The sequence below is a fragment of the Geobacter sp. DSM 9736 genome (assembly GCF_900187405.1).
Lineage (GTDB): Bacteria > Desulfobacterota > Desulfuromonadia > Geobacterales > Geobacteraceae > DSM-9736.
In genome coordinates, this window is record NZ_LT896716.1 from 3238919 (window position 1) to 3259340 (window position 20422).

At 58.4% G+C, this 20422-nt stretch carries 15 protein-coding genes; 2 read left to right on the forward strand and 13 right to left on the reverse strand.

Features of this window, described 5'->3' with window-relative positions:
• Position 1: 1 nt before the first annotated feature.
• The 7 genes from CFB04_RS14600 to galE form a co-directional block, all read right to left on the reverse strand.
• Complete coding sequence (locus CFB04_RS14600) at positions 2-2080, reverse strand: GDP-mannose 4,6-dehydratase (RefSeq protein WP_088536050.1); 2079 nt, start codon at positions 2078-2080, stop codon at positions 2-4.
• On the reverse strand, positions 2077-3195 hold the full coding sequence (locus CFB04_RS14605; RefSeq protein ID WP_088536053.1) for an NAD(P)-dependent oxidoreductase: 1119 nt from the start codon (positions 3193-3195) through the stop codon (positions 2077-2079). The genes CFB04_RS14600 and CFB04_RS14605 overlap by 4 nt, the downstream gene beginning before the upstream one ends.
• 385 nt (positions 3196-3580) lie before the next feature.
• Positions 3581-4075, reverse strand: a complete 495-nt coding sequence (locus CFB04_RS14610; RefSeq protein WP_088536055.1) for a hemerythrin domain-containing protein — start codon at positions 4073-4075, stop codon at positions 3581-3583.
• A 47-nt stretch (positions 4076-4122) separates the two neighbouring features.
• Positions 4123-5337, reverse strand: a complete 1215-nt coding sequence (locus CFB04_RS14615; RefSeq protein ID WP_088536056.1) for a zinc-dependent alcohol dehydrogenase — start codon at positions 5335-5337, stop codon at positions 4123-4125.
• 83 nt (positions 5338-5420) lie between these two features.
• A complete protein-coding gene (locus CFB04_RS14620; protein ID WP_088536058.1) occupies positions 5421-6212 on the reverse strand; it encodes an SRPBCC family protein in 792 nt (263 codons plus the stop codon).
• Positions 6213-6404: 192 nt separating this feature from the next.
• Complete coding sequence (locus CFB04_RS14625; protein WP_088536061.1) at positions 6405-6809, reverse strand: hypothetical protein; 405 nt, start codon at positions 6807-6809, stop codon at positions 6405-6407.
• Positions 6810-7116: 307 nt separating this feature from the next.
• Positions 7117-8097 carry a UDP-glucose 4-epimerase GalE gene (gene galE, locus CFB04_RS14630; protein ID WP_088536063.1) on the reverse strand — a complete coding sequence of 327 codons (981 nt, stop codon included), beginning with the start codon at positions 8095-8097 and terminating at the stop codon, positions 7117-7119.
• A gap of 392 nt (positions 8098-8489) precedes the next feature.
• Here galE and CFB04_RS14635 point away from each other — a divergent pair, with 392 nt between their 5' ends.
• Positions 8490-11066: an NAD(P)-binding protein gene (locus CFB04_RS14635; protein ID WP_088536065.1), complete on the forward strand. Its 2577-nt coding sequence runs from the start codon at positions 8490-8492 to the stop codon at positions 11064-11066.
• Between the two features lie 187 nt (positions 11067-11253).
• On the opposite strand, the gene CFB04_RS14640 is transcribed toward CFB04_RS14635, so the two are convergent.
• The 5 genes from CFB04_RS14640 to CFB04_RS14660 form a co-directional block, all read right to left on the reverse strand.
• Positions 11254-13458 (reverse strand): family 1 glycosylhydrolase, encoded by a 2205-nt coding sequence (locus CFB04_RS14640; protein WP_231934204.1) that lies wholly within the window; start codon positions 13456-13458, stop codon positions 11254-11256.
• A 123-nt stretch (positions 13459-13581) separates the two neighbouring features.
• Positions 13582-14649, reverse strand: a complete 1068-nt coding sequence (galK, locus tag CFB04_RS14645) for a galactokinase (RefSeq protein WP_088536066.1) — start codon at positions 14647-14649, stop codon at positions 13582-13584.
• A 12-nt stretch (positions 14650-14661) separates the two neighbouring features.
• The gene (locus CFB04_RS14650; protein WP_088536069.1) at positions 14662-15753 is read right to left on the reverse strand and encodes a Xaa-Pro peptidase family protein; all 1092 of its coding nucleotides are present in this window, start codon (positions 15751-15753) and stop codon (positions 14662-14664) included.
• Positions 15750-16835 (reverse strand): galactose-1-phosphate uridylyltransferase, encoded by a 1086-nt coding sequence (gene galT / locus CFB04_RS14655; RefSeq protein WP_088536072.1) that lies wholly within the window; start codon positions 16833-16835, stop codon positions 15750-15752. Before galT ends, CFB04_RS14650 begins: the two co-directional genes overlap by 4 nt.
• 27 nt (positions 16836-16862) lie before the next feature.
• Complete coding sequence (locus CFB04_RS14660) at positions 16863-18650, reverse strand: glycoside hydrolase family 2 protein (RefSeq protein WP_088536075.1); 1788 nt, start codon at positions 18648-18650, stop codon at positions 16863-16865.
• A gap of 229 nt (positions 18651-18879) precedes the next feature.
• Between CFB04_RS14660 and CFB04_RS14665 the strand changes: the two genes are divergently transcribed.
• Entirely contained in the window at positions 18880-19149 is a 270-nt protein-coding gene (locus tag CFB04_RS14665) for a YtxH domain-containing protein (RefSeq protein ID WP_231934205.1), read from the forward strand.
• Positions 19150-19285: 136 nt separating this feature from the next.
• Here the strand turns inward: CFB04_RS14665 and aroF are convergent, their stop codons facing one another.
• Positions 19286-20296, reverse strand: coding sequence for a 3-deoxy-7-phosphoheptulonate synthase (gene aroF, locus CFB04_RS14670; RefSeq protein WP_088536078.1), 1011 nt, complete (start codon positions 20294-20296; stop codon positions 19286-19288).
• Positions 20297-20422 lie beyond the last annotated feature (126 nt).

Consider the following 20422-nt stretch of genomic DNA (forward strand, 5'->3'; position numbering starts at 1 on the left):
TTCACCTTATCGCCTCCATGACCGAAGATAGGTATTTTTCCTCCTGATACCAGGCAGCAGGACTCGATTGCCGGGGCAGATTGAGCATGGAAGCGAGCCACTGGTATAGCTTGGCTACCCCCTCTTCGACCGAGAAGCGGGGTGTCCATCCGGCAGCCTCCCTGAACTTGCGTGTATCGGAGACATAGTAGCGCTGGTCGCCGGTCCGCCATTCCCCGTACCTGATCTGGGGCAGGGTTCCGTTCAACTTCTGGAGCAGCTGCAACAGCTCCACGAGGCTTACCGATCGCTCGGGGCCGCCGCCGATGTTGAATGCCTGCCCCGAGATTCTCGGCATGATCTGCCGGGCACGTTCAAGCGCATCGACCAAGTCCTCCACGAAGAGGATGTCACGGACCTGGCACCCGTCGCCATAGAGGGTTATAGGACAACTGCAGAGGGTGCGGATGGCAAAATGCGCCACCCAGCCCTGATCCTCCGTGCCGAACTGATGTGGTCCATAGATGCAGCTCATCCTGAAAACCGCCGTACTGAGTCCGTAGCTACGGGAATAGTCCAGGACATACTGATCCACCGATCCCTTCGAGCAGCCGTAGGGGCTGAGGAAGTCGAGGGGAAGCTGTTCGTGGAGGCCGTTTTTGCGCAGGGATGTTTCAACCGGCTCGTACCGGTAGCTGTTACGTTCTACCGCTACGTCGGCTATGCCGCCGTACACTTTGTTAGTTGATGTGTAGAGTAAGGATGGAGGTTCTGCTGCCTTCCTGATTGTTTCCAAAAGGCCGAATGTGCCGGACGCATTTATCTCGAAATCCATTGAAGGATTGTCGACACTGGTAGTAACGGCGACTTGGGCAGCGAAGTGGTAGACATGCTTCGATTCAGCGACGGCCTGTTCGAGAAGCTGAGTATTCCTGATATCCGCGATCCTGATATCGAGCTGGTCGCCGTACTTGTCGTGCAGCCAGAGGAGGTTTTTCTCCACTCCCGGACGTGACAGGTTGTCATACACGATCACCCGCTCCCCTTCCGCGAGAAGCCTGTCTACTACATTGGTTCCGATAAATCCTGCGCCGCCGGTAACCAGGACGGCCTTTTCCGGAGAGGGCCTGCGCTTCCCGCTGCCCGCTATCGCATCGAGTGCCCGTACCCCCTCGACTCCTCCATGTTCCAGAAGGCGGAAGAGGAGTTTCGGCACTCCGTCGGCTTTCCGGAGACCGAAGTAATATTCCCTTTCGTCAAGGTGAAACCGGTCTACGGCGGCCAGGGCAGGGTCAAGATCGTCGATCCCGTACCAGTAAATCCTGGTCGCGGGAGCTTCCAGAAATTCCAGGAACACCCGCATCTGCTTCCGCTCATCGTGCTGCCAGGTGGAAAATCCTGCTTCTGTCACCCAAATCTCGCAGGAACTGTTGCGCTCCCGCAGGACTTCGTGCGTCAGGGCGATCGTTCGCTCCCATCCCTTCCAGGTGTAGTCGAAAATGTCGGGGAAACCGTGAATCCCTACGACGTCGATGTGGTCCATCACACCGAGTTCGAACATCCGCGAGAGCCACTGCCCATCCACGGGGCTCATCCCCCCAAGCACCGTCTTTTTACCTCGTTGACGTGCCCAGTAAGCCGCGCCTCCGATCATCTCTCCGAATTTCGTCCAATGAACATCCAGCGTCCAGTCCCATTCGCTCAGGTTGTTCGGCTCGTTCCAGAGCTCGATGTAGTCGAAGTGTTCGCCGAACCGGCTGATAAGGATGTCCACGAAGTCTGCGTAGTCCTGAAGCCGACGTGGAGGAGCGGAAGTTTTGTTTTCCTCCCCGATCGATGGAGGTGTGTATAGAACGCATGGCAGAAACTCCACCTGGGCCGCTATTCGCGGAATCAGCCACTCGTACCATTTTTCGCCGCTTCTGCCGTGCCAGTCGGCCCAGGATATTCCGGTTCTCAGCCGACGCACGCCGATCTTCTTGAGGTCGGCCAGCACCCGGTCCACACGTGCATATTCTCCCGGGCGGAACCATTCAACGATCCCGCAATGGTCGGGAAGTTTCTGTACCGCAGGACGTATCTTCAGCTGTTCGGCGCTCATAGTGTCAACCCCCGGGCGGAAAGTTCGGCATGTGCTTTCGTGACATAATCGACCGCTATCTGTTCTGTCAGCCAACCCGCCAGATCCACCAGCCCTTCCTCCAGGGAAATCTTGGGTTGATACCCGAGGAGCTCGCGAGCTGCTGCAATATCTGCGAAGCAGTGCCGTATGTCCCCCGTCCGGTAGCTCCCGGTGATGCAGGGTTCGATATCTTCACGGTTCAGCAGCCTGGCGAGCCTCCGGGAGACCTCATTCACCGTGTGGCTCGTCCCGCTGCCGATATTGAGGACCCGTCCGTCGGCCCGGTCATTTTCAAGTGCAAGCCGGCAGGCCTTCGCGACATCGTGGACGCTCACGAAGTCCCGCTGCTGAAGGCCGTCTTCGAAAATACGCGGGCTGTTCCCGTTCAGAAGCCTCGACGCGAAGATAGCCAGGACACCTGTGTAAGGGTTCGATAGCGCCTGGCGCGTTCCGTAGACGTTGAAGAAACGGAGAGCAACGACGGGAATGCGATAGGCGCTCCCCACGATGAGACTCATGACCTCCTGGTCATACTTGGAAAGCGCATATACCGAAGCGAGGGAAGGGACCTTGCTTTCCGGGGTCGGCAAGGGAGCGAGCGGTTGCCGTTTGTCATCGTAAAGCTCCCATACGCCGTCACGCAGTTGGGACAGGGGCCGTTGGAGTCCCTGCCTGATCTCTCCCCGGCTGTCCCGGTAGAGACCTTCCCCGTATATGCTCATGCTGGAGGCGACCACAAGCTTCGCGCATCCTGCTGCCGCCACCGCTTCCAGGAGGACCGCGGTTCCATGATTATTGACCGAGGTATACTTTTCGATCTCGTACATGCTCTGGCCTACCCCTACCAGGGCTGCAAAATGGTAGACGGCGTCGATTCCCCGGAGCGCCTTCTTCACTGTTTCAGGATCCCGCACGTCCCCCTTGACCAGCTCGACTTCCGGGTCCAGGTAGGCGGGGCGCTTCCCGTTCGGGCCGTGCACCTGCGGCACGAGTGAGTCCAGAGCCCGGACGCGGTAGCCGTGCCGGAGCAGTTCGTCCGCAAGGTGCGATCCTATGAAGCCCGCTCCACCCGTGATCAGCACGCTACAAGCCATACGAATCCTCCTCCAGACACCGGGCCGGATCTGTTGTCAGACGCTTTTCACAGGATTGCGTTCCCGGGGAGCCCCGGAGCGTGTGGAAGAGCGAAGAGAGATGGGCACAGGCGTCGGCTCTTATAAGGTAACTTTAATAAGATTATTATCATTTTAGCAGGGGGTATAGGGCTGTCAAATTTTTTCCTGAAAAGGGGGTCGTGAGGATGCATGGATATGCACGCAGGGAGATTCGGCAACAATACGGCTGGGAGTGGAGGGGTTGCTGCGGGATCAGGAGTCTGTAGTGGTGCTGTTTATCTGTGTTCTTGGGGAATCGAGGCGGCGGATAAAGAATTGGGGCCTATTCTCGGCGAATAAGCCCCGTTTTTTCAAAGGAGACTCCCTACGGACGCGCTTCTTTCCGCGGCTGCTTGGTGGTGCTCTTCTGCTTCTTTTCGGGCGCTGCAGCCAGCTGCTCCTTCTCTTCCTTCACCTGCTGGAATATCTGCTTTAACTGGGCGTCACTGAGGACTTCCTTGCATTGAGGGAAAATCTGCTCCTCCTCGTCTTCTACATGGTGAAGCACGCCCTCCTGCATCTGCTCGAGAGTCTCCATCCACTGGTCGGAGTTCATGCTGGTTTTGTTCAGTTTCTGCAGGAGTTTTTTCGTTTCCTGGTGTTCGTGAAGGGCGTCTTCCACGAGCTCCTGCATTGATTCCTCATCCTTGATAAGGGGGTAGAAGTATTTTTCCTCGAGCTGCATGTGCTGCGTAAGAGACGAGTTCAACCGCTCGAAAACCTCCTGCCGCTGCTCCTCATCCCCCTCCACAAGTTTGTCCATCAGCTGCTCAACGAGACGGTGGTCCTTCTTCAGGAGTTCGAATAGCTGCTGTGCCATACAATTCCTCCTTCCAGTGATAGTGTTCTGAAACCGCCGATGCGGCCCTATGCCGTACCGAACGGGGTGGCCGACAGGGTGCGATAGGCATTCCCCGGGTTCATCACGATCTTGATGCAGTCTTCCTGTTTGTTCGCGAATATCTCATAACCCCTTGGCGCATCTTCAAGGGCCATCCGGTGGGAGATGATGAAGGTCGTGTCGATCTGGCCGCTCTCGATCAGGTGGATGAGGTGCCGAAGATGCTTTTGGACATGGGTCTGGCCGGTCCGGATGGTCAATCCCTTGGCAAAGACGGCCCCCATCGGCATTTTGTCGACGAAACCGCTGTAGACGCCGGGGATCGAAAGCGTCCCCCCCTTACGGCATGACTTGATGGCCTGGCGAAGCGCCATCGGTCGATCCTGCTCGATACGCAAGGTCTGCTTGATGTTATCGTAGGCGGCTTCCAGTCCCGTCCCCTGGGCTTCCATGCCGACCGAATCAATGCAGGAGTCGGGGCCCCGCCCACCAGTCATCTGATGGAGTTCTTCCGAAACATCACACTCCTCATAGTTGAGAACTTCTGCTCCGCACTTGCTGCGTGCGATTTCGAGCCGATCGGGGAACCGGTCTATGGCCACTACCTTCTCGGCACCGAGATGATAGGCGCACTTTATTGCGAGAAGTCCGACGGGGCCGCACCCCCAGATGGCAACGGTGTCCCCCTTGTTGATGTTGCAATTTTCTGCAGCCTGGTACGCCGTCGGGAAGATATCGGTCAGGAAGAGAACCTGCTCGTCGCTCAGGCTCTCCGGCACCTTGTGAGGCCCTACGTCAGCGTACGGGACTCTTACGTATTCCGCCTGACCGCCTGCATATCCACCATAGAGGTGGGAATACCCAAAAATACCTGCGCCGGTGTCACCGAACGTCTTCTCCATGATGAAGGAATTCGGGTTGGAGTTGTCGCACAGGGACCAGAGGTCGTGCTGGCAGTACCAGCAGTTGCCGCAGGAGATGGGAAACGGTACCACCACACGGTCACCACGCTTCAGGTTGGTGACGGCGGGACCGACCTCGGCAACCTCTCCCATGAATTCGTGACCCAGGATGTCTCCTTCTTTCATTCCGGGTATATAGCCATTGTAAAGATGAAGATCGGAACCGCAGATGGCCGTGAGGTTGACTTTAATAACGGCGTCGCGAGGGTTTATGATTCCGGGGTCGGGAACGGTGTCAACCTGGATATTCCGTTTCCCATGCCAGCAAACAGCTTTCATGATTTCCTCCCTTGAGGGTTATGGGTGCTAGGTGAGACCGCCCGGTCCAGGAAAAGGGGGACCGATGGCCTGGTCTGTCGCACTTATCGGGGCACTGCCCCTCCGCCGGGCATGAACGAGCGAACCGCTTGTTTTTGGGCATGCGTCGCGGATGTGGCGGTTTCTCCAGTTTCCAGTATTTGCTTGAACCTTTTCAGGTCCTCCTCGATCTGCTGGGCCGTAATCTGGTTCAGGATCTTCCCTGCAACCTTTCCCACCGCGCCAGCCGGCGGGGTATAAGCGATGCGCACTTTCATCTCGGTGCCGCGCCCTCCGGATGCCTCGCGGAATTCGACAGTGCCCTGATTGGGGACCTGGGCTCCCTCAAGGGAGCGCCAGCTGATCCGGCCGGGATGATCTTCCGTCGTCTCGGCGTCCCATTCGACCGTGGTTCCCCGAGGTCCAGAGGCTTTCCAGTGGGAGGTCCGCTCTCCAGTTCTCTGCACCGAATCGACATGCCGCATGAATCGGGGAATGTTTTCCAGGTGACGCCAGAATTCGTACACCTCCTGTGGCGACCTGTTGATAGTCACGCTCTTCTCGAACTCCAGGCCTGTATCGGAAGTTCCGGCCGTGTTGACTCCAAGTGTTTCGTACATGTCGCAGTGGCCAGTCTTGCCACGGTAGAAAACCATGCCCCCAGCAGCGAGCATCGCGAGCCCGGGGAGAAAGCGACCTTTTGAAATCCGCGAGATTCCGGCCAGAGCCAGCGTGGCGCCACCTACCATTGAAGCCTTCCGTTCGGTACGACCTACATTTATTTTTCTGCCGGTCGTTTCCTGTTGCTCTTCACCGCCGAACTGACGGGAATGAGCCGCAGCTTGCGAAGTTGCCATGTCTGTGCCTCCTTGTGTGCCAGCGTGAGGTTGATTATTAGCAGATGCCAAGCTTCTCAGGTAATTTTTACATAGAGGGCTGGGAATGCAACAGGGAGGGGGATGTCTTAATACGTGACACCTGTAGCGAAGAACATGCTCGCAAAGCAGTGGAAGGCGTTGTTATACCACGGAAGTTCAAAGAGGAGCAGGTCAGGAGGCAGGGGAGGGACGAAGTGCGTCGATGATCGCCATCATTTCTTTGTTGTTTAGGGACTTCACCGGGTGTTCCGCTTCCTTTTTCGTCAAGGCCGAGCTGAGCTGTGAGAAGCGGATGCCGCGGATTTCCGAGGTTGTCTGGATGCCGTGGCAATCGGAACAATGCTGCCGGTACAGGTTCGATCCATCTACGAGAGGCATCATTTCTATTTTCGCGACCTCCGGATACCGGAGTGTCTGAAGGGGAGGGAACTGCATCATTCTGATAGGCACTTCATGCGGAATATTCCCCTGTATGAGCGGGGAGACGCCGTTGAGGCGCGGATGGTTTTCCCCTGCAACTCCAGCGGGAATAAGCAGAAAGAGAGATAGCGGTAGAAGCCAGGTCGATGGTTTCATGGCCGTGTTCCTCCACGATACATGATGCCTCGGAATGAAAAATGGGAGCTTGTCGGGAAGCCTGCGGAAAATGGGGCAGGGGCGAGGGCATCGGATTATTCTCCGTAGCTCGGCAGAGCGGGTTTGCCTGCCTTTTCTCCGGAGGTCGTTTTGACGTTGTTCTAATCCTGCCCTAGATGGTGGATGGAAAGCAAACTTTTTAGCGTTATTTTGTCTTCATGGATGCCAAATAATTATTCAAATTCAGCTATTTACGCTAGGGGGCTGGATGGGCTAGAAGGGAACCACGCCGGAAAAGGCAATTCTACTACCTGCGGGTCAGCTTTTGTTCCCAGCGCCACGCATCGGCTACGATAGTTCGCAGGTCGTCGAACTTCGGCTGCCAATGCAGCACACTCCGGGCCCTGTCGGCTTTGGCCACCAGGATAGCCGGATCTCCTTCACGCCGAGCTGATTCCTTTACGGTAAAATCTACGCCGCTAACTTCCTTTACAATCCCGATAACTTCACGCACGCTCGCGCCACGTCCGTAACCGACGTTGATGACCGATGTCTCTCCACCTTTATTCAGGTAGTCGAGGGCGGCAAGGTGGGCGGAGGCGAGATCCTCCACATGAATGTAATCTCGGATGCAGGTGCCGTCGGGGGTCGGGTAGTCGGTGCCGAAGATGTCCATGTGGGGGCGCATTCCGAGGGCTGCCTGACACGCTACCTTGATCAGATGTGTTGCCTCTGGGGTACGCTGCCCCATACGCGCCTCCCGATCTGCCCCTGCCACATTGAAGTAGCGAAGCGCCACGTAGGGGAGTGAGTGCGCACGGGAGGTCTCACGAAGCATATACTCGCTCATCAACTTGGACAGCCCGTATGGGTTGATGGGAAGTGTCGGACTGTCTTCCGAGGCGATTCCCCCCTCGGGCAAACCGTACACAGCCGCCGTGCTGGAAAAGATGAACCGCTCCACCCGGTGTTTTACGGCAGCCCTCAGCAGGTTGAGGGTCTTGCAGGTATTGTTGCCGAAGTACTTGAGTGGATCGGAAACCGATTCAGGAGCAACGATGGAGGCGGCAAAGTGAAGAACCGTCCTGCAGCCGTACTCGCCGAAAACCTTGTCCAGCTTCTCCGCATCTCCCACATCTCCAGTCACGAGGCGCTCCCCGTGTACGAGGGCATCGGCGAATCCTGTGGAAAGATTGTCGTAGACGATGACTTCGTGTCCTGCTTCAGACAATTGTCGCACCACATGGCTTCCAATGTAGCCGCAACCTCCGGTTACGAGTATCGGCATGGCGTCTCTCCTGTCAACATGGGCTTTTGCAGCATATCCAGCCTTCGGCGGGATTTTCTCCGGTAAGAGTAGCATGCTCCCCGGTATTCCTCAATATCTGACTCGTCCAGCTTGATGGCTTGGGCTGCCCGGGGAGCACGACCGGCAGCAGTGCAGCGCTCTTCACCTGCCGCGTTTTTCGCTTCGGCCCCCGAGCTTTCTTTTAACCATTCGTGTGTTAAAATTTTTTGGAAGTCTTCTCCAGTGCAGTTCCAGTTGGCGATCTCATTTACGGAGAAACGCCCGTCCATTTAGTCGCAAAAGAACATCGGGTTTTCAAATCCCAGCTGAAATTTGCATATGGAACAGCATCCGAAGCGACACGAAACCGAGCCGCCGAAGGAGACAACTCTATGACCCAGACCCTCATCGTGTTTTCGCATCTCCGCTGGAACTTCGTGTACCAACGCCCGCAGCACCTGCTGACCCGGATGGCGCGTTCCAGGCAGGTGATTTTTTTTGAGGAGCCTGTCTTCAGTGAGAAGGTTGAGCCGTTTCTGGAGGAAAGCGTCCCGGAGCCGAACGTAACGGTATGCAGGCCCCATACTCCTTCATCGAAGTCCGGCTATCACGACGAGCAGCTGACGTACCTTGCGCCTTTGCTTAAGAAGCTGATCCGCGACAAGGGGTTGACCGACTATAGCGTCTGGTTCTATACCCCCATGGCGCTCCCTCTCGCCCAGAACCTCTCGCCGCAGGCCATCGTTTACGACTGCATGGATGAACTCTCCGCATTCAAGGGGGCACCCCGGCAGGTGGTGCAGCGGGAGTCGGCTCTCCTGAAGGTTGCCGATGTTGTCTTTACCGGCGGACCGAGCCTCTACCGGGCCAAGCGGGATCATCACCCGGAGGTCCACTGCTTTCCGAGCAGCGTCGACGCCGGCCACTTTTCGCGCGCAAAAGACATGACGCTGGAGCATGAAGCACAAAAGGGACTCCCTCGCCCTCGCCTCGGCTATTTCGGCGTCATCGACGAGCGGCTCGATCTGAACCTGATCGATGCCATGGCCGCTGCCCATCCGGAATGGCAGATCGTCATGGTGGGCCCGGTGGTGAAGATAGACCCGGCCACTCTCCCGCGCCATCCAAATATTCACTACTTCGGGCAGCGGGAGTACGCCGATCTCCCGTCATTTCTCTCGGGATGGGATGTATGTCTGATCCCCTTCGCGATTAACGAATCGACGCGCTTCATCAGCCCCACCAAAACCCTGGAATACATGGCGGCCGAAAAGCCGGTAGTAAGCACTCCAATCACCGACGTTGCCGAGCCTTACGGGGACATCGTTTTCATCGGCCACAGCCACGATGCGTTCATCTCTTTCTGCAGGGACGCTCTGGCGCTGAGTCAGGCCCAATATGACCAGCGGATTGCCGGGATGCGGAAGGTTCTCGCGAGCACTTCCTGGGATGCCACGGCACGGGGGATGAACGAGTTGCTTGATCGCGTGCTGGAAGAAGGGGGAAAGGTATCCGAAAAGCGGGTTCGAGCGGAGGTGTCGCAGAGGGTCCCGGGAAAGTTGCCGCACCTGGTGGTGGGGGCCGGACCGACGGGACTAAGCGCCGCCTACCACCTGGGAGAGAACGCACTGCTCATCGAACAGCATGGGAAGGTCGGCGGCTGGTGCCGCTCCATCGAGGAGAAGGGGTTCACCTTCGACTATGCAGGCCACATCATGTTCTCCAATGACCCCTACGTCCACCGGATGTACGAAATGCTTCTCGGTGAGAACGTCCACTGGCAGGAGCGGGAGGCCTGGATCCACAGCAAGGGTGTCTACACCCGCTATCCCTTCCAGGGTGCACTCTACGGGTTACCCCCCGAGGTAATCAAGGAGTGCATCGTCGGCGCCATCGAGTCACGGTACGGAAAGATCGGGAAGGAGGCTCCTCCCGGAGGTGAAGCCGGCGATCACCACATCCTGCCGCTGACCCATCGCAGGGAAGAGCCGAAGAACTTCGAGGAGTTCATCTACCGCGTGTGGGGTGCGGGGATTGCAAAGCATTTTGCCATCCCCTACAACAGGAAGCTTTGGGGGCTTCCCCTTACCGAGATGGAGACGTCCTGGCTCGGCGGACGAGTGCCGCTCCCCGATTTGGATGAGATGATCGAAGGGGCGCTCCACCCGGTGCCGAAGCCGATGGGTCCCAACGCCCGCTTCGGCTATCCCCTCCACGGCGGCTTTCAATCCCTCATGGATGGGTTCCTTCCCCACCTCCAGGGGAGGGTCAAAACCGGCTCGCCAGTCATCAAGGTCTCTCCCCGTTTGAAGACCGTCACCGTCAGAGGGGGCACCGAGTACTGCTACGAAACCCTCATCAGCACGATGCCCCTTCCCGAGCTCATCAGGATGATAGGCGACGAAGCGCCGCCGAAGGTCCACCTGGCGGCGGCGAAACTCCGCTACCTCTCCATCCGCAACGTGAACCTCGGCATAGCACGCCCCGACGTGACGGAAAAACACTGGATTTACCTTCCCGAGACGCCGGTGTCGCACCGCATCTTCGTCCAGGGGAATGCCAGCCCCCATTGCAACCCGCCTGGCGGATTCGGGCTCACCCTTGAGATCAGTTACTCCGACCTGAAACCGCTTCCGTGCGAAGGGGAGGAACTCATCAAGCGCTGCATCGGCGACATGCGGAAGATAGGGATGCTTCGCCCGCGGGACAAGGTGATTACTGCAAACGAGCTCGACATGCCCTACGCCTACGTCATCTACGATCACACGAGATCGGAGAACGTGGCGGTGATCCGCAGCTGGCTCGAAGAGCATGGTATATTCCCCTCCGGGCGTTATGGCGAATGGGAGTACTACAACTCGGACCACGCGCTCCTCGCCGGAAGGAAGGCGGCGGAGAAGGCGCTCCAGTATGCGGCGGATACAGCTTCAGAGAAGCCGGAGCGGCGCAGGGTGCAACGGCGCACATAACCTGGAGCAACGGCGCACACTGAGAACGATTTTCGTGAGGCTCCAAACTGAGAAAGAGGAAAAGACTTCCCGGCATGTCGCGGGAGGTCTTTTCTTTGCCCTTGTTTTTGGCGCGATTCCTCTTCATGGAAAGAGGGGCGGATGGGTCTGGGAAGAGGAGGGAATGAAACAGAAGCTTTTCCGGAGATCAAACCAACGGCACTGAGCACTCCGCAAAGTAGCGCTGCAGGGCGTCATCAAGGGGAGGAAGTACGATCCCGCGCTCGCTCTTTAGCACGCTGTGCACGGGGCGCTTCGCCTGAAAGCCCAGCTCCGCCGCCGTGCAGCGGATTACCCCCTTTTCGTCAATGTTGGCCATCCGGGCGCAGGAGGCGGCCAGTTCAGCCCAATTAACGTTTCCGTCGTTGCTCACGTGCCAGATGCCCGATTCCTGATCCATCAGCAGGTCGAGGCAGGTGTGGATCAGGTCCGGCACGTAGGTGGGGGAGACGACCATGTCGGCGGCCGCGCGGACATGGTCCCCCCTTGCCAGCCGGGCCAGCGACATGGTGACGAAATTATACTTGTCCCATGGCCCGAAGAAGGCGCTCGTCCGGATCATGAGCGCTTCGGGAAAGAGACTGAGGACGTGGCGCTCGGCGTCTGCCTTGCTCTTCCCGTAAACGTTCAGCGGTGCTATCGGGTCGCTCTCCAGATAGGCACTTCCTTTTCCTCCATCGAAGACGAGGTCCGAGGAGAAGGAGAGGAGAGCCACCCCCTGTTCGCGACATGCTGCGGCGAGGGTCATCGGGCCCAGGGTGTTCTCCCTGAAACATGCCTGGAAATCTTCTTCCGCCTCGTCCACCCGGACATATCCGGCTGCGTTGACGACCGCCCAAGGCCGGTACGTCTCAAGAGCATAGTTTACTGCTGCCGACGAAGCGATGTCGATGTCCTGCCGGGAGAGGAGGATGTGGTGGAGCCCCCGCAATTCGCAGATGCGGGCGAAGCCCTGGCCGAGGGTGCCGGTACGACCCACGACGAGGAGGGGCCTTTCCCTGGACGACTCCTTTTTTGCCGCAAAGGGAGAGATGACCGAGGAGCGGCAGTCCTCGTGAAAAAAACGATCATCCCTGCGCCACCAGCCGGGGGCGGTGAGGACCGGGTGGTCGAAGGTCCCGGATTTCGACAGGCTGCGGAGCATCCTCCCCAGTGCCGTACATCTTGGTGCCTGCCCACGCACGTCGTATACCCCCGGCTCGTAGAAGCCCTTTTCTTCCCGGAGGAGCCGGTTCCAGTCGAAGGCTCCCAGGAGCGACCAAGCGGTCACAGCGCGAACCTCCACCCCTGAATTCTTGAGCTTCACTGCTGCTTGCCACGCCTCCAAGAACCACCGAAGTTGCCCTTCCCTATTACCTCCCAAGTGCACCTCGGTAAGCGCTACAGCGGTTCGGTATCGCTCCCACGCACTGCGAAGGACTTCTGCGTGCCCCAGAATCCCTTCCGGCCAGGCGCGCACAGCTTCTACATCCGCATAACAGTGCCGTCCGTTCCCGCCGTGCCGGTCCTCCGGGTAAAGATGCATCCGTTCATCGAGAACTCTGTCGCTCGTCAGGTAGTAGTTGAGTCCGACGACATCCGGTCGAACCGGTGACTCCAGGTATTGCTCAAGCTCCTTTTCCAAAGCGCCGTAACGCAGAAGCCAGGATCGGAGCGGGTGGTCTCTGTCGATCCTGCCGAAGAGCAGATCGAGGCTCAACCAGCGCCGCATGTTTTCGAAGTCCGCCTGGTACTGGAGGAGCGGGATGGCGAAGGTGCGCCCCATATCTTCGGTGATGACGAGTCTTGCGTTCGGAATCACCTCGCGGATAGCTTCCATTGCAGTAATGGTTCCCCGGCATTGCTGCAGCAGGCAGCGCACGAAAGTCAGGTTGTCACGACCATGTGGGAACCATATTCCATAGAGGCCGCTGAACCGCCCTGTGGTAAGCGGCTCATTCACCGGAGTGAACCACTCGAGCCATGGGTAACGCTCGGCCACCATGCCTGCATACCGCGCCAGCTTCTCCGGGAACTGCGGGTCGGTGAGGCTCGTGTAGCGTGGGCCGCTACCATGGTGTAGGAGGGTCAGGACGGGGGTGATGCCCAGGTCCCGCAGCATGTGGAGCCGCTCGTCAGGCCAGCTCCAGTCAGGATGGTCGAGCCCGTCCGGCGCGACCTGTTCCCAGAGAACCGGATAACGCAGGGTCTTTAACCCGAGCTCTGCGAACATCATCAGATCTTCTGGACGGGTGAGGTGTCCGTTCCGCTCCAACTGGCGGAAGTACTTGTCGCCAACGCGGTTGATGGTGCATTCGATCCCTCCCCAGATTTCAGGGAGGGACCTGGCCTTCGACATGTCAGTAATCTCCATTGATCTCTCCATAGGTGAACGACCCGGCGTTGGAGGGGGCTGCGGAATCCTCCAGGTCTTAAAGGCCCCGGCACCGCCTGTCACCGCCAATGTTTACGAATCAGTAACTGTGCCATTTCCCAGCTATGGCACGAGCAGGCGCCCCTCGCCCCCCCGCTGATGGTAACCGGCGAGGGCCTCTTCGGCTACTGTCTGTGCACACCCATTTTTGACCAATGCGACGCAGGCGCCACCGAACCCGGCACCGGTAAGCCGCGCGCCGAAGGTTGCCGGGTGTTTCTGGAGGAGCCGGACGAGGAGGTCGAGGGGCGGAATCGATACCTCGAAATCATCTCTCAGGCTTGCGTGCGATTCATTCATCATCTCCCCGAAACGGCGTGTGTCGACTCCACGTGCAGCCTCCAGGACCCGGGCGTTCTCGGTCACTACGTGCCGCGCGCGCCGCTGGAGGAGGGGTGGCAGGATGGAGAGGGTCCCCGGATCGCTCACATCCCGCAGAGCCGGCACCTTGAGGAACCGGGCTGCCTCCTCGCATTCAGTCCTGCGTTCGTTGTATTTGCTGCCGGCAAGGGTCCGGGGGACTCCGCTGTCCGCTACAAGCAGTTCTGCTCCTTGCGGAATGGGCAAGAGCCGCCGTTCGAGGCTCCGCGTGTCCAGGAAGAGCATATGCTCGGCATCTGCAAGGCTCGATGCCATCTGATCCATGATCCCGCAGTTGACGCCAGCAAATCGAATCTCCGCTCGCTGGGCGAGGCGGGCTACTCTGACGTCGTCCAGATCCAGGTGAAAGAGCAGGCGCAGAGCGCGCAGCATTGCGACTTCCAGGGCTGCACTGCTGGAAAGTCCGGCTCCCATGGGTACATCCGACATCACCATTGCGGAGACCGGAGCAACCCGAAAGTTCTCTTCCTTGAGCACCCGCAGGCATCCGACCAGGTACCTTGCAAATCCCTCAGGGACCATGCCTTCGATTCCGCATGACACCGTTTCCCCGAGCTCTGCAGCATGGAAGTGGTTGAGGTGGTCCAAGCTGTGGGCCAGCTCTATGCGGGTGAAGCGTGGGATGGCGGTTGGGAGCACGAACCCGTCGTTGTAGTCGGTATGTTCGCCGAGGAGGTTCACCCTTCCGGGGGCCGCTGCCGATGTCTCGGGAGGAAAGCCGAATATTTCTGAGAAGTTCGCTGAAGTCATAAGGGCACCCGGTTATGAACGCTCCAGGGCGACAGGGCGTTCTATGCCGTTGACCTCGATGGTCGGCCACCTTTCGTCCCTTGTAAGGTTGTCGATCCCCCCTGCCGTAACAAGGAAGGTGTCCTCAATTTTTGCTCCGACAAGGCTTGGGTTCCATGCCACTACTGACCCTTCGCTGAGGATGTCGGTGCACCCAGGTGTGGCAACGCTCTCCCGAGAGAGGTATCCGGTTGTTCCGCCTTGGTGGTGCTCCCGTATCGCCTCCGGATGTCCCAGCTCCTGATAGGCGCGGGCAAGGGTTTCGAAGGCGGTGCTTAGCCTGGTGCCGGGGCGGCTGATAGCCAGAACCCGTGCCTCGACTTCCCGTACCTGCAGGTGGAGCTCGGCAAGATAGTGCGGGAGCTTTCCGAAGCTCACGAATCGGGTGAGGTTTGCATAGAGGCCGTATCCGCGGGCGCAGAAAACCAGCATTGCCAAGCTGCCGATTTTCTCCTGCTTCGGCATGGGGTGGCGGTAGAGCTGAAGACGCCGGTCTCCTGCCGCCATAACAAGGGCCGGATCGAGACCACGTGCCAGAAGTGCCGCAGCACCGGCTCCTGCCAGTTCAAGCTCAGTCCACCCCGGCTCCGCTTTCAGCAGGGTTTCCGTCATTGCTTTGGCGGCCTCCGCTCCCACCTCACGATATCTGGCCACTTCGGGTGATGTCATCTGCCGTTTCGCAGCCACGAGAAGCGTGGGTAGTTCCTCTTCCCCGGGGGCCGGCCGATCCGACATCACTGCACTTCTTCCAGTGACTTCGCTGACGAAATGTTCCCTGGACTGCGGATCGCTCCATCCAGCAGCATGAAGTGAGAATTGATCCGGTAGCTCCTCGTCCTGGAGGCGCTTAGCTTCTATTTCGTCGGTGATGACAAGGGCAGCGGTGGGGGTGATGATGATTTCTGCAATGCCGGTCTCCGCTGCAAGCAGCACGTTACTGGACCCGCCTCCCGTGGCCCAGGCGAACCAGTCGATGCCACGCAGGCGGACAGTACGCCCCTTCGCCAGCCTGCGCACAAGGTCGAGTTTGCGGATGACTTCATCCCGGCGTGCCTCGGATTTCACAACGATACCGCCACGTCCTGAAGCTCGCGGGCCTTCTGTTCGGGCAGGGCATCGTTTGCAAACATCCCGGCTGCCAGTTCGGTTCCTGCCAGAAACTTCAGCCGGTCGCTGCTTCGGTAGGGTGGATAGAACTCGGCATGAAGATGCGATTCAGGGTGCGGCTCCCCATCCGATGGCGCTTGATACCATGCCATCAGGTAAGGGAAGGAACGCTGCCACAGTCCGTCGTACTTCAGGAGGGTAGTCTTCAGCGCTCTTGCGAGATCTGCCCGGACCTCCGGGCGCAGCTTTGCGAATTCGGGCACTGCCTGAATCGGGGCCACCCATACCTCATAAGGATATCGCGCCCATGCCGGGACGAAGGAGACAGCATGCTCCCCTCTGTAGAGGAGTCGGGCTCCATCCTTCAGCTCCGCCAGAATCAGCTCCTGCAGGAGAGGCTGCCCTGTGCTGCGGTAATGGGCGGCTTCATGGGAGTTCATCCGCTGCGGTACCGGCGGCACGAACGGGTATGCGTATATCTGCCCATGGGGGTGATGTAGCGTCACCCCCACCTCGACCCCTTTGTTTTCGAAGGGCAGAACGTACTTGATGCCTCTGTTGGCCGCCAGGGCTCTGGTGCGTTCGCCCCATACCTCAAACAGCAGCTCCATGTGATCTAGCGTCAGTGTCGCCAGCGTCACTTTGGGGTTCTGTGTAAAGACGACGACTTCACATTTGCCGGCAGCTGGAAGCGTGTCCACGATTGACGGAGGAGGATCGTGAGCCGACAGGCTCAAAGAAGGGAAACGGTTGTCGAAAACGGCTATGTCGTAATCTCCTTCAGGCAATTCAGTCGGGTTTTTCGGATCGGTTGTGGGAGCAAGCGGATTGTATTCGGGAGGAGGCATGAAAGTGCGCCCCTGCCGATAGGCGGCGTAGGCTACCCACTCCCCCCGCAGCGGATGCCAGCGCAGATGCGGGTTTGCCGTCAGCGGCTCCCGATCCGGACTCGGGGCTTCCAGCCCGCGAGGAATCGGCCTCCGGCTATAGAGGGTCAGGCTGCGTCCGTCGGTCTTGGTCAGGTCCTGTATGTAAAGCATGGCGACCTCGCTCAGATCAGGTGAGATTCAGACCGATTCCCAGTACAGAGCTCCCGGCTCAATTTTCCCACGAACAGCGGTATAGATCCGTTCGATCGGAATCTTGGGCGTCCGGTCTGCATAGAGAAGCCCGTTTGCTTCCTGAAAAGTATCTGCGAACTGCGTATAGCAGAAGCCGCTGAACATGCCGGTGGTGCGGGCGACTTCGATGAGAGAGAGTGTCTGGGCTTCGAACTCTTCAATTGAATCCCGTCGCACGTAACCCCATGCTTTCTTGTGGAACTCGTCTTCTTCCCGTGCGTAGGCAACTCCACCGAATTCCGTGAGGATGATCGGCTGACCCCGGTGCGGGAAGCCGTCGAGGGTCAATATCCTGCCTCCAGGGCGGCGCCGGTCGAAGAGTTCTTCCGGCTTTACCTGCGGGCCGTAGCGCTCCCGCAGCGTAACGTGGTTGCTATCGTAGTCATGAATGCCGATGATGTCGGTGGCCGAACTCTCCCATCCGTCATTGCCGATTACGGGCCTCGTGGGGTCGAGGGTCTTAGTCAGGTAGTAGAGTGCATGAACAGCGTCCCGATGGGCCTGTGTAGCAGTAAGATCCGGAACCCCCCATGACTCGTTGAAAGGGACCCATACGATTATGCATGGGTGGCTGAAGTCCCGCTCGATGGCCTCTATCCATTCCCGCATGAGGCGTTTCATGGAGCGGGTGGTGAACCGGTAGGCGCTCGGCATTTCATCCCAAACCACCAGGCCGAGGGTGTCCGCCCAGAAGAGGTACCGTGGGTCTTCCAGCTTCTGGTGTTTGCGGACGCCGTTGAACCCCATTGCTTTCGCCAGTTCGACATCCCGCCGAAGAGCCTCGTCCGACGGGGCCGTCATGAGCGTGTCTGGCCAGTACCCCTGATCGAGAACGAGGCGAAGCTGGTAGGGACGGCCGTTGAGGAGGAACCTGTCCCGATGCACCCTTACGGAGCGTAGCGCCGAGTAGGACGTTACCTCGTCGATTACGGTACAATCACGCATCAGCTTTATCTCTGCATTGATGATGGTTGGATGTTCGGGAGACCAGAGGAGGTCGTTGCGGAAGTCTTCTATTCCTGGGTCGGATAGAGCAATGCGGCGGTGAACCTCTCCGCTGATAACCTTATAGCTGTCCTGGACGAGGACCTGCTCCCCTCTCGTGAGCTTTACGAATACCTCCATTTCATCAGCGATGGGGCCGTAGATGAATGCCTCAAAACCTATTTCCCACCGCTCCAGGTGCGGAGTCCAGCGCAGCCGCCTGATGTAGGTTTCCGGCACGTTTTCGAGCCAAACCGTCTGCCAGATGCCGGTTGTCCGGTAGTACCAGATGGAATGCGGATCAAGTTTCCAGTCCTGCTTGCCCCGCGGTTTTTCAAGATCCTCCGGATCGTCCTCCACGCGCACGGTGATCTGCTGCTTTCCGTTTCTGTCAAGGGCATGCGTGATGTCGGCGGTGAAGGGGGTGTGTCCTCCCCTGTGGCGTCCTACCAGCATGTCATTTACCCACACGTGGGCAAGATAATCGACGGCGCCGAAATGAAGGAGGGTTCTTCCCTGAGTGGGGAGCTCGAAAGCAAGGTCGCGCTGATACCAGCAGACTCGGTGAAATCCTGTATCGCCAATGCCGCTACGGCTGCACTCCGGGGCGAACGGGACCTCGATCTTCTGCGGCCATTCCTTGATGTCGGCCGGCAATCCATAATGCGCTTCGTCGTCGAACTTGAATCTCCATATGCCGTTCAGAGAGATCCAGTCGGAACGCTGCAACTGGGGTCTGGGGTAGTCCATATGCGCTCATTTGTTCGGACTTGGAATGTGATTATTGTGTAAGCGTAGCAAAAGGAGGCGCCGTTACAAGTCCGCCCTGTGGCTGAAAGGCGGAGGCTCGGCACCCGGGATAGGGATCGGTTGGACGAAACGCCATGGATTCCATGACCTTCTGTAGAGACATGGTATACTTTCTCGCAGAGCCCAAATGGAGAGGTTTCTCTCCTTATATCAATGAAAGGAGCGGACTATGATGACGGAGACCGAAAAAACGATGGGGTCCATGACATTCCTGTCCTTCTTTGCCGGAGCACTGGTCGGCGCCGGGCTTGCCCTGCTTTACGCGCCGAAAACGGGAAGGGAAATAAGGGAGAGAATGGGCGGGTATACCGATGAGGCCATGAGCAAGCTTAAGGAGTATGGCAACATGGCTCAGGAGAAGATGAAAACCTTCCGGAGCAAGGCAGAAGAAGCAGCTGAGGGTTCTGCTTCCCGCGGGGACGAGGCTACGTTCCACTGACCCGGTCGGTAGTACTGATTGATCAATTGCAATGCAGCCGCCGCACCCTTTGGTACGGCGGCTTTAGTTTTTGCGCCCCGCCGACCGGGCGCAAGTTGCCAATAACGCAGGGAATTCGTCAATACGTATTCTCGCTTCAGTACCCGAGAAAGCTGCTGAGTCCGCCGATTTCCTTCATCAGTTTTTCAAAACCTTGAAATGTCAGTGACTGCGGGCCATCGGAGAGGGCTTTCTCTGGTTCAGGGTGAACTTCCACCAGAATTCCGTGAGCCCCCGCCACCAGGGCGGCTTTCGCCATGGGTGGTACGAGGCTGCGCTTTCCTGTGGCATGGGATGGATCCACCATCACCGGGAGGTGCGACAGTTCAGCTATGAGCGGAACTACAGCCAGATCCAGGGTGTTGCGGGTTGCCGTCTCAAAGGTGCGGATTCCCCTCTCGCAAAGGATCACCTGGGAGTTTCCTTCGGTAAGTATATATTCTGCGGCGGCCAGAAATTCCTCGATGGTCGCGCTCATGCCTCTTTTGAGGAGTACCGGTTTCCTGATCCTGCCGAGTTCCCGCAACAGGTCGAAGTTCTGCATGTTTCTTGCGCCCACCTGAAGAAGGTCTGCATGCTCGGCTACTAGTCCAACATTGTCCGGACTCATCACTTCCGTCACTATCGGCAGGCCCACGGCTTTGCCGGCTGCAGCAAGGTATTTCAACCCTTCCTCCTTCAGCCCCTGGAATGTGTGCGGACCGGTGCGTGGCTTGAAAGCACCACCGCGAAGAAGATCTGCCCCCGCAGCCTTGACTCCTTTCGCAGTCCGCAGGATATGCTCCTCCCCCTCGACCGCGCAAGGTCCGGCGGCAACTACCGGCCGCCTTCCCGCACCTATTTCGATATTGCCGACCTTCACTATGCTGTTGCGTGGATGGAAATCCCGCGACACCAGCTTGTAAGGCTTCGATACGTGGATCACTTCCTGGACTCCCGGCAGGTCCCTGATGGTGGAGTCGTCCACGTATCCCTTGTTGCCCAGGACTCCGATTGCAGTACGTTCGCTCCCCGGTATCGGAGCGGCCTGAAGTCCCATAGCCTCCACTGCCCGCACGACTGCGTCGACCTGCTTCTGTCCGGCCTTGTGATGCATGACGATAAGCATGAATTCCTCCGCCGATGAGAATCTGTTTAAAGAGGTGCCTACCATAGCAGGGGAGACCGGTCCGGTCAATACGGCTGTGAGGTTGGCAGTGACTGGGGGAATCGGTTGCAATTTTACAAGGATGCA

What these genes read in the sequence shown, in the direction of transcription:
- CFB04_RS14600 (WP_088536050.1), bottom strand. Translation starts at nt 2,080, where the DNA reads ATGAGCGCCGAACAGCTGAAGATACGTCCTGCGGTACAGAAACTTCCC.
- CFB04_RS14605 (WP_088536053.1), bottom strand. Translation starts at nt 3,195, where the DNA reads ATGGCTTGTAGCGTGCTGATCACGGGTGGAGCGGGCTTCATAGGATCG.
- CFB04_RS14610 (WP_088536055.1), bottom strand. Translation starts at nt 4,075, where the DNA reads ATGGCACAGCAGCTATTCGAACTCCTGAAGAAGGACCACCGTCTCGTT.
- CFB04_RS14615 (WP_088536056.1), bottom strand. Translation starts at nt 5,337, where the DNA reads ATGAAAGCTGTTTGCTGGCATGGGAAACGGAATATCCAGGTTGACACC.
- CFB04_RS14620 (WP_088536058.1), bottom strand. Translation starts at nt 6,212, where the DNA reads ATGGCAACTTCGCAAGCTGCGGCTCATTCCCGTCAGTTCGGCGGTGAA.
- CFB04_RS14625 (WP_088536061.1), bottom strand. Translation starts at nt 6,809, where the DNA reads ATGAAACCATCGACCTGGCTTCTACCGCTATCTCTCTTTCTGCTTATT.
- galE (WP_088536063.1), bottom strand. Translation starts at nt 8,097, where the DNA reads ATGCCGATACTCGTAACCGGAGGTTGCGGCTACATTGGAAGCCATGTG.
- CFB04_RS14635 (WP_088536065.1), top strand. Translation starts at nt 8,490, where the DNA reads ATGACCCAGACCCTCATCGTGTTTTCGCATCTCCGCTGGAACTTCGTG.
- CFB04_RS14640 (WP_231934204.1), bottom strand. Translation starts at nt 13,458, where the DNA reads ATGGAGATTACTGACATGTCGAAGGCCAGGTCCCTCCCTGAAATCTGG.
- galK (WP_088536066.1), bottom strand. Translation starts at nt 14,649, where the DNA reads ATGACTTCAGCGAACTTCTCAGAAATATTCGGCTTTCCTCCCGAGACA.
- galT (WP_088536072.1), bottom strand. Translation starts at nt 16,835, where the DNA reads ATGCTTTACATACAGGACCTGACCAAGACCGACGGACGCAGCCTGACC.
- CFB04_RS14660 (WP_088536075.1), bottom strand. Translation starts at nt 18,650, where the DNA reads ATGGACTACCCCAGACCCCAGTTGCAGCGTTCCGACTGGATCTCTCTG.
- CFB04_RS14665 (WP_231934205.1), top strand. Translation starts at nt 18,880, where the DNA reads ATGATGACGGAGACCGAAAAAACGATGGGGTCCATGACATTCCTGTCC.
- aroF (WP_088536078.1), bottom strand. Translation starts at nt 20,296, where the DNA reads ATGCTTATCGTCATGCATCACAAGGCCGGACAGAAGCAGGTCGACGCA.